This window comes from Yersinia aldovae ATCC 35236 (assembly GCF_000173735.1).
In the GTDB taxonomy this organism is placed as follows: Bacteria; Pseudomonadota; Gammaproteobacteria; order Enterobacterales; family Enterobacteriaceae; genus Yersinia; species Yersinia aldovae.
In genome coordinates, this window is sequence record NZ_ACCB01000066.1 from 1 (window position 1) to 7,997 (window position 7,997).

A 7,997-nucleotide genomic window follows, 5' to 3' on the forward strand; every position below is an offset into this window, starting at 1 on the left:
CCTCTTCTCATTTGAATAAAAGAGGCATTACCGAATCAAAATACTCTATCGCCCCATACACTGTAGCCCGATGTACCCGCGGTGTGATGTTGACAAATAATATCTTTATAACGTGCAGAGATAATCTCTTCTGGTTGAGAGGCAACATGGGTTAAGCTGTGCGGATAATGAATATTTAAGTCTGTTAAGGTGGCTTCTCTGCACTCCACAGTATAATACTTCTCTTGAGCACCATTTTGTGAGGTGCGATAGAAATCAAACTTTAAATTTAATAACTCATTTTCAGAAATAGCCACAACCAATAAAGGTGATGATTTATCCAAAGGTTTAACAAAGACAATAGGATTATGCATAACATTTTCTGCACGACTTATATTATGCGATAACTTATAAATAAATATCTCATCCTCATGACCTGTCTGATATCTATTCCCGATCGATTCTAGCGTCGAGCACCCAGAAGATATTAACCCCTGGCGGTTTCCAGAGATAGTCAGAAAAATATTATTCGCCATAGTAAAATCCTTTTAAGCATTCATTAGTTACAATAAATAATATCAATACACAGCTATTCTGCACTAAAAGCACAATGATTAAAATAGATTTAGCCCCATTGCTCTGGACTGCATTTAATAGCAAGATTCATCCTAAAAGGCCGAAAAGAATAAGGGGAGTCATCGGCCTATCCTTACCCGCAAAAGCATTTAGGAAAAGGCCGCAGAAATTGATGGGATTATTAAGAGTTAAACACTTTTTTGGCGTCAAGCGCACTGTGGATCGCGGCTTCCAACTCGTTAGCTTCAAATTTTGCTACATATGCATCGGCACCAACTTTGCGGACATGATCCTCATTGGCGCTGCCGGAAAGCGAAGAGTGGATAATCACCGGGATATTCTTCAAGAACTCATCACGTTTAATATTCAGTGTCAGGGTAAACCCATCCATTTCCGGCATTTCTAAATCAGTTAACACAAAAGCGATTTTATCTGAGATAGGCTTGCCTTCCGCTCGTGCGGCTTCCGCCATCTTATTGATTTTATTCCATGCCTCAAGCCCAGTGATATGCATAACGGCAGGGATATCCATCATTTTCAATGCTTGCTCTAGCATTGAGCGAGCAACTTTGGAATCTTCAGCCACAATAGCAACCGCGCCCGGTTTCAGATCAAACGCCTTAGTTTTTTCGCTATCGATCTGAACATGGCTATTGGCGGGCATGATGTCGTATAGAATTTGCTCAACATCCAGTACCAGCGCTAACCTGTTACTCGTTTTATCGTTATCCAGACGCGCGATACTGGTGATATTGCGGCTCTTAACGCCCGATTCCGCAGCAAGTACCTGACTCCATTCAAGGCGGACAATGTCGTCAACCGATTCCACAGCAAATGCCTGAGTACTCCGGGCATATTCTGTTACCAGTAAAATATTTAGCCCCGTCTTTGGTACACAGCCAACAATCGCAGGGAGATCTATCACTGGAATTATCTCACCACGGATATTCGCTATTCCCATCATCGGAGAGGCCATCCCCGCCGCTTTGGTCAGCGTAGGCATCGGTACGATTTCACGTAGCTTAAATACGTTGATACCGAATAACTCGGACCGACCTTCGTCTGCGGAGGCTCCTAACCGGAACAGCAACAGTTCAAACCGATTTGATGAAGTGAGATTGGTTCTCTCCTCAATCTCTTTTTGAAAATTATCCATCGATTCCCCAATGAGAGTAATAATTAATGAGCGATAACAAGGCGAATTAAGTCATTCGGAAATAATGAATAACATTCTGCTTATACCGTTATCGACCAATCGTGGGAAATGCTTAATAATTTGGCTCAAACCGATCACTTTGATGTACTAACCCATTTACTGAAAAAATCGTCTTACCATAAAGAACTGCCAGGCAAGCTGTTTCACCCACTTTGGTGAGTTATTTATCGAGCACACGGGTTTCTACCTCACGGCCAGCAGGATAACGCTGCCCTCTTGCATCCGGAGTAATAACTCATCTTGCCTGATAGCGTCCAATTGTTCACGACGACGGAAAACATCAGCAACCAGCTCACGAATTTCTGAGTGGTTATGCACAGCGTAATCTTGTAAAACACCCAACAGCGGCACTATCGGCCCATTACCCAACCGATACAACACATGCTTTCCTTCCCGCCGCCCAAGCACAAAACCAGCACGCTTTAAATGCTGTAAATGTTGCGATGCATCAGCAATAGACAAACCGGTAAGCTCTGCCATCTCAGCAAAAAGTTGCAACGCCGATTGTGGTATTTGCGGCTACCGCCCGATTACGCAGCCTGATTGTGCATACCAGCTTTGGCGTTGGCTTGTATCTGGTGACAACAGTTTTAGCGCTGATAGCGTAAAACGAACTATCAAGCCGCAGGCCGATAACGCCATAACCAACGGCCAGTGGACATCCGACGGTAGAACAGTACGCCGCGTACTATCCAGTCGAGGAACATCCCCATCCAGACGCCCGTGACACCAAACCCTAATGTCACGCCCAGGATATAACCGGCGATAATACGGCACCCCCACATCCCTGCCAGAGCCACCCACATGGTGTAACTGGCATCCTTCGCCCCTTTCAGGCCGGAGGGCAGCACCCAAGCTGCGGCCCAAATTGGCATAAATAGCGCATTTATCCAGATCAGGTGTTTAACTACATTGATAACGCCCGCTTCGTTGGTATACAACGCGGCCAGTAATCCCGCACTGGGTATCGACAATAGCGCAATAAAACAGACGCCAAGTGTGGATAGCCAGAAAATATGCTTAAGTTGGCGGATCGGTTGTAAAATCTGCCCTTTCCCCAAGCGGGTGCCGATAATAATCGTCGAGGTATAGCCCAGCGCATTGCCTGGCAAGTTGATCAGCCCAACAATGGAAAATGCGATAAAGTTACCGGCAATCACTTCTGTGCCCATTCCAGCCACAAAGCGTTGAGTAATCAGTTTGCCTATATTAAACATCACCGACTCAACACTGGCCGGAATACCAATACTCAAAACCTCAAACATAATGGCCGAGGTGAAGGGCATAAAATAGGCTTTAAACGGAATGCGTAAGGTGTTACTGGCTCCAAAAATCAGCACGAACACCACCACTAGCGCGCCTAAATAACGGGAAAGCGTAATACCAATGCCCGCGCCGATAAAACCCAATCCCTGCCAGCTAAACAGACCGTAGATCAGCACGCTGCTGATGGTAATATTGAGAATATTCATCGCAATGTTGATAAACATCGGCAACCGGGTATTACCCGCGCCGCGTAATGCGCCACATCCTACCAGGGTTATCGCCATCGCCGGATAGTTCCACACCGTCAAATGCAAATAGGTCAGTGCCATTACTTTAACGGCGGGATCAGCCTGGCTGGCCATCAGATCAATAATACTTTCGCCGAAAAAGTGAACGAAGAACACCAATAGTAATGAGATTAATACTAATAAAGAGATAGATTGACGGGCCGCCGTTTGTGCTTGCTTACGTTTACGCTGGCCCAGGCTGAATGACACCACAACCGACGTTCCCAGCGCAACTGAAGCGAAAAAGGCCGTAATCAGCATATTAAAGCTGTCCGCTAACCCCACCGCCGCCATGGCTTCTTTGCCCAGCCAACTGACCAACAGTGTGCTAAACACTCCCATTAGCAGCACACATAACCCTTCAATGAACGGCGGAATCGCCAGCGGCGTTATCTCACGCCAAAACAGTATCCGGTAGGATTTTCGCTTTTTATACCATGCGCTTTCGCGAAAGATTTTCACTTAATAGTTCCTGAAATCATGTCCATTTGCATCCCTCCACGCTTTCCACCACTATGGTGAAACATGCCCATGCGCTGATTTACAATGGCGATTTCCCGCTTTAAATTTTAACGCGTCATACGCGATAAAAAATCGATGCCGACATAATAACAGAACAGAAGATCTATTTAAATGAAACGAAATTTCATTTAAATATCAATAAAATAGTTATGCAACAAAATGCACATAAATATGCAAAATACCTTTGACTCTACTACCGGTTTTGCGATATCAATGTAGGCATTGAAATCTTTCCAGACAGACCTCATTCATACAGGATTTAATTGATGACAACTATTCTCAAACACCTTCCTATTAATCAGCGTGTTGGTATTGCTTTCTCCGGTGGTTTGGACACCAGCGCAGCACTGTTGTGGATGAAGCAAAAAGGTGCCGTTCCTTACGCTTATACTGCCAATCTGGGTCAGCCTGATGAAGAGGATTACGATGCCATTCCGCGCAAAGCAATGGAGTACGGTGCAGAGAAAGCCCGCCTGATTGATTGCCGTAAACAATTGGTTGCTGAGGGAATTGCAGCCATTCAATGTGGTGCCTTCCATAACACGACTGCGGGTGTAACTTACTTCAACACCACCCCTCTGGGTCGTGCCGTCACCGGTACCATGCTGGTCGCTGCGATGAAAGAAGATGATGTGAACATCTGGGGTGATGGCAGCACCTATAAAGGCAATGATATCGAGCGTTTTTATCGTTACGGTCTGTTGACCAATGCTGAATTGAAGATTTATAAACCGTGGTTGGATACCGATTTTATTGATGAATTAGGTGGCCGCCACGAAATGTCAGAGTTTATGATTCAGCACGGTTTTGATTACAAAATGTCGACCGAGAAAGCCTACTCCACTGACTCCAACATCCTGGGGGCCACGCACGAAGCCAAAGATCTGGAATTCCTGAACTCCAGCGTCAAAATCGTTAACCCGATTATGGGCGTGAAGTTCTGGGACGAAAATGTGGAAGTGAAAGCGGAAGAAGTCTCTATCCGTTTTGAGCACGGTTACCCGGTTGCATTAAATGGTGTGGTGTTTGACGATAGCGTTGAGCTAATGATGGAAGCCAATCGCATCGGTGGCCGTCATGGTTTGGGCATGAGCGACCAAATTGAAAACCGTATTATTGAAGCTAAAAGCCGGGGTATTTACGAAGCCCCAGGGATGGCGTTGCTGCACATCGCTTACGAGCGCCTGCTGACCGGCATTCATAACGAAGATACCATTGAGCAATACCATGCTAATGGCCGTGTTCTGGGCCGCTTACTGTATCAAGGCCGTTGGTTCGACCCACAAGCTCTAATGCTGCGTGACTCGGCACAGCGTTGGGTTGCCAGCGAAATTACCGGTGAAGTTACACTGGAATTGCGTCGCGGCAATGACTATTCCATCCTGAATACCGTGTCTGATAATCTGACTTACCAACCAGAGCGCCTGACGATGGAGAAAGGTGATTCTGTATTCTCACCGGATGACCGTATCGGTCAGTTGACTATGCGCAATCTCGACATCACGGATACGCGTAAGAAGCTATTTAGCTACACCACCACTGGATTACTATCTTCTTCGGTAGAAACAGGGCTACCGCAAGTGGATAATAATAATTTGGTCACGGCTGGCATTCAGGATAAAAGTAAATAATGATTATCCATCAATTCAGATATTGGATTGAGGTCAATTAATTAGTACGGGGAGCCATCGACATCTGGCTCCCCGTATTGCCATACTTATTTATACATTAACAAAACAACGTTATTCCCCGGTCAAGGCTGACTAACGCGCTCTAAGCTCCGCCTGGTCAGTTTCAACGTCATAGGCTCCTTCGACACACAGGTCGATAGGGTTCGGATCCCACTCAATCAACCCCCTAATTTCGAACTGCACAATGCCATTTCTGGCATTATGTTGCTGACTCACCACCAGAGATTGCGCAATGATCCGCGGTTCAAAACGAATGATTGCTTCGCGGATAATTCGCTCAATAGTCATCCAGTTATGAGGCGTTGAATGCCGCCCCACGAGTGGCGCAATACCGTAGTTTAATACCGACTTTGCCACCCATTTATGGCGATGCTCATCAAGCCGGTCGTCAATATTGGCATTATTTAAGATTTCAGCGATATTCCGCTGTACCAGTTTTCGCATCGTGCGAGAGTCGTAAAAAAACTTATCATGAGGCTCTAACAACTTTTTAGGCTCATCATCGAGTAAACGCTCTAACAGGGCAGGCAAAAACTGTCTTTTCTTTTCCATTACTTAGCCTGTTCGCCAAACCCGAATTTTTCAACATCAAATCTAAATTCTTCAATGTCAAATAATGCGTACTCATTTTGGTCGGTGATAAACATTTTACGCCCGGAGCCAATATAGAGCGAGTCTGCTGGCTGATCCCACTCCGTTTTAAGGCCCAGCTTGGTGTCATTATCAGCATCGGCTGCCAGCGGATAACGAGCAGGTAGATAACCGTACCAAATTTTATCATTCACGGTAAGTTGTGCCGGAGCCCAGACCAAATCAGTAATATTTTGAGGTTTGGAGACGGTCATTAGCTGCACGTCAGCAAAGGGAACCCAACGGTAACCTCCTGCGCTAATAAACTCACAAACTGGCCCGATGCGTCCATCGCTATCAGCGATCCAGGAGAATGGCGTTGCCGAACTATTTTCTCCAGCACTTTCAGGTGCTTGTGATAACGCCTGTTGACGCAACTCCTCACTTTTTAAATAATTACCTTCGTGCCACTGCTGGTTGGCTTGCAACATCAGTGCTACCCATTCGGGCAGGGGGTTACCTAACGTGCCGGGTTCACGCTTACCTGCCAATACCTCTTCACGCAACTTTTCACTCAATACCAGGTTCTTATAGAGTTCAGCCCGTTTAGTCATATCTGGGGCCAGTTTTGTCAATGTCTCAAGTTGCAGTAGCGCTTTTTGCCATAATCCGCCAAGGCAATAGAGCTTGAATAATAACTCTCGAGCATCAGTATCGGTTGGTTTGGTTTTCAGCTTGGCAATCACATCAGCTTGTATCTCAGCTAATGAACGACTTTTCAGTAATTCATTTAAGTTGGTTGTATTCATTATATTGTTATATCCATATCCAAATTTATAAATGGCTATCTAGCCCTAACTTATAGAGTTCCTGAAATACCAGTGCCGGCACACTGCTTTTTTCTTTTGTTATGATATGTTCCGGTGCCAGTATCTTTAGTAAGTCTACTTTTTCTTCACTGTGGGATGCTTCCAGGTAATCAATGACACTTAATTCTTTGGTCACTTTTTCGATAAGCCCGCCGGAATCTAAAATACATTCCGTCAGCGTTTTATCTTTTACACATTCCCTTATATTCTCCAGAAAACCATCATTGGCAGACAGCTTCGTCGCCTGCTGTTGGTCTTTTTCGGAAAACTCCCGGCCCTGCTCGCCCCACAGTAAAAACCGCTTGTACTCCAGCTCCAACGTTTTCAGAACATCCGGCCCCTGCCGCCCGTGAGCTTGAACCTCATTAACGTCATCAAAATAAGAGATGTAGTGACCACCATGAGATAAAATATCTTCAATCTCAGGAAGGTCCGTCGCATCGTATACCGAGGGTTGATCTAGCATGACCAAGTTGTCGGTAAAGCTCTTACCTGCGGCCTGCCCCGATGCTTTCTTGGCGGTTATCACAAAATGACCAAACTTGATCTCTGCACCTAACGACAAAGGATGGTGCTCACCGGGGCTTAATTCTTTGCCATTGATCATGCAGATAAAATCACTGCTGTGATTAACGATCATGAATTCAGATAAATGCCGATAAAACCGCACTTCATTTTGCCCATCCCCCATAGAATGGGGAGAGAACTCCCCTTTTTCCATGCTGAAACAGATAGCATTTGTCTCCGTAATCGCATCATTGAGCTGAAACTGTTGCGACATCCGTGGCCAGGTTAATACGAGTAACATTGCTATTAGCCGCCTATAAAGACGTTGGGCGATCCGCACACAATAGCAGCGCCATCTCCAGCAACATCACTCACCCGCGCGGCCGGAAGCTGATTGATAAATACGGTTCCGGAGCCTGTGACCACCGCAGTCATTCCAATCAACGAGGACGACGCGGAGCTTCCGCCTGCCACAGCGCCAGGAAGCGCATTAATCAACACATTGGATGAACCG

General features: G+C 45.8%; 9 protein-coding genes. 1 reads left to right on the forward strand and 8 read right to left on the reverse strand.

Annotated elements, in window-relative coordinates; genetic code table 11:
* Positions 1-35: 35 nt before the first annotated feature.
* The 4 genes from YALDO0001_RS18590 to YALDO0001_RS18605 all read right to left on the reverse strand — a co-directional run bounded on the left by YALDO0001_RS18590 (position 36) and on the right by YALDO0001_RS18605 (position 3,786).
* Positions 36-515, reverse strand: a complete 480-nt coding sequence (locus YALDO0001_RS18590) for an Hcp family type VI secretion system effector (RefSeq protein WP_042840547.1) — start codon at positions 513-515, stop codon at positions 36-38.
* A gap of 221 nt (positions 516-736) precedes the next feature.
* On the reverse strand, positions 737-1,711 hold the full coding sequence (locus tag YALDO0001_RS18595; RefSeq protein ID WP_004705500.1) for a chemotaxis protein: 975 nt from the start codon (positions 1,709-1,711) through the stop codon (positions 737-739).
* Positions 1,712-1,954: 243 nt separating this feature from the next.
* The gene (locus tag YALDO0001_RS18600) at positions 1,955-2,251 is read right to left on the reverse strand and encodes an ArsR/SmtB family transcription factor (RefSeq protein ID WP_186367070.1); all 297 of its coding nucleotides are present in this window, start codon (positions 2,249-2,251) and stop codon (positions 1,955-1,957) included.
* A gap of 137 nt (positions 2,252-2,388) precedes the next feature.
* Positions 2,389-3,786, reverse strand: coding sequence for an EmmdR/YeeO family multidrug/toxin efflux MATE transporter (locus YALDO0001_RS18605; protein WP_004705502.1), 1,398 nt, complete (start codon positions 3,784-3,786; stop codon positions 2,389-2,391).
* A gap of 326 nt (positions 3,787-4,112) precedes the next feature.
* Between YALDO0001_RS18605 and argG the strand changes: the two genes are divergently transcribed.
* On the forward strand, positions 4,113-5,477 hold the full coding sequence (gene argG, locus YALDO0001_RS18610) for an argininosuccinate synthase (protein ID WP_004705504.1): 1,365 nt from the start codon (positions 4,113-4,115) through the stop codon (positions 5,475-5,477).
* 132 nt (positions 5,478-5,609) lie between these two features.
* On the opposite strand, the gene YALDO0001_RS18615 is transcribed toward argG, so the two are convergent.
* From YALDO0001_RS18615 to YALDO0001_RS20460, 4 genes are all read right to left on the reverse strand, one after another.
* Complete coding sequence (locus YALDO0001_RS18615) at positions 5,610-6,089, reverse strand: type VI secretion system baseplate subunit TssE (protein ID WP_042548426.1); 480 nt, start codon at positions 6,087-6,089, stop codon at positions 5,610-5,612.
* A complete protein-coding gene (locus tag YALDO0001_RS18620) occupies positions 6,089-6,916 on the reverse strand; it encodes a type VI secretion system accessory protein TagJ (RefSeq protein ID WP_004705505.1) in 828 nt (275 codons plus the stop codon). The genes YALDO0001_RS18615 and YALDO0001_RS18620 overlap by 1 nt, the downstream gene beginning before the upstream one ends.
* A 25-nt stretch (positions 6,917-6,941) precedes the next feature.
* Positions 6,942-7,784: a TagK domain-containing protein gene (locus tag YALDO0001_RS18625; RefSeq protein ID WP_004705506.1), complete on the reverse strand. Its 843-nt coding sequence runs from the start codon at positions 7,782-7,784 to the stop codon at positions 6,942-6,944.
* A gap of 5 nt (positions 7,785-7,789) precedes the next feature.
* A partial coding sequence (locus YALDO0001_RS20460) for a PAAR domain-containing protein (RefSeq protein WP_042840549.1) occupies positions 7,790-7,997 on the reverse strand: 208 nt, incomplete at its 5' end.

What these genes read in the sequence shown, in the direction of transcription:
- YALDO0001_RS18600 (WP_186367070.1), bottom strand. Translation starts at nt 2,251, where the DNA reads ATGGCAGAGCTTACCGGTTTGTCTATTGCTGATGCATCGCAACATTTA.
- YALDO0001_RS18590 (WP_042840547.1), bottom strand. Translation starts at nt 515, where the DNA reads ATGGCGAATAATATTTTTCTGACTATCTCTGGAAACCGCCAGGGGTTA.
- argG (WP_004705504.1), top strand. Translation starts at nt 4,113, where the DNA reads ATGACAACTATTCTCAAACACCTTCCTATTAATCAGCGTGTTGGTATT.
- YALDO0001_RS18615 (WP_042548426.1), bottom strand. Translation starts at nt 6,089, where the DNA reads ATGGAAAAGAAAAGACAGTTTTTGCCTGCCCTGTTAGAGCGTTTACTC.
- YALDO0001_RS18595 (WP_004705500.1), bottom strand. Translation starts at nt 1,711, where the DNA reads ATGGATAATTTTCAAAAAGAGATTGAGGAGAGAACCAATCTCACTTCA.
- YALDO0001_RS18620 (WP_004705505.1), bottom strand. Translation starts at nt 6,916, where the DNA reads ATGAATACAACCAACTTAAATGAATTACTGAAAAGTCGTTCATTAGCT.
- YALDO0001_RS18625 (WP_004705506.1), bottom strand. Translation starts at nt 7,784, where the DNA reads ATGTTACTCGTATTAACCTGGCCACGGATGTCGCAACAGTTTCAGCTC.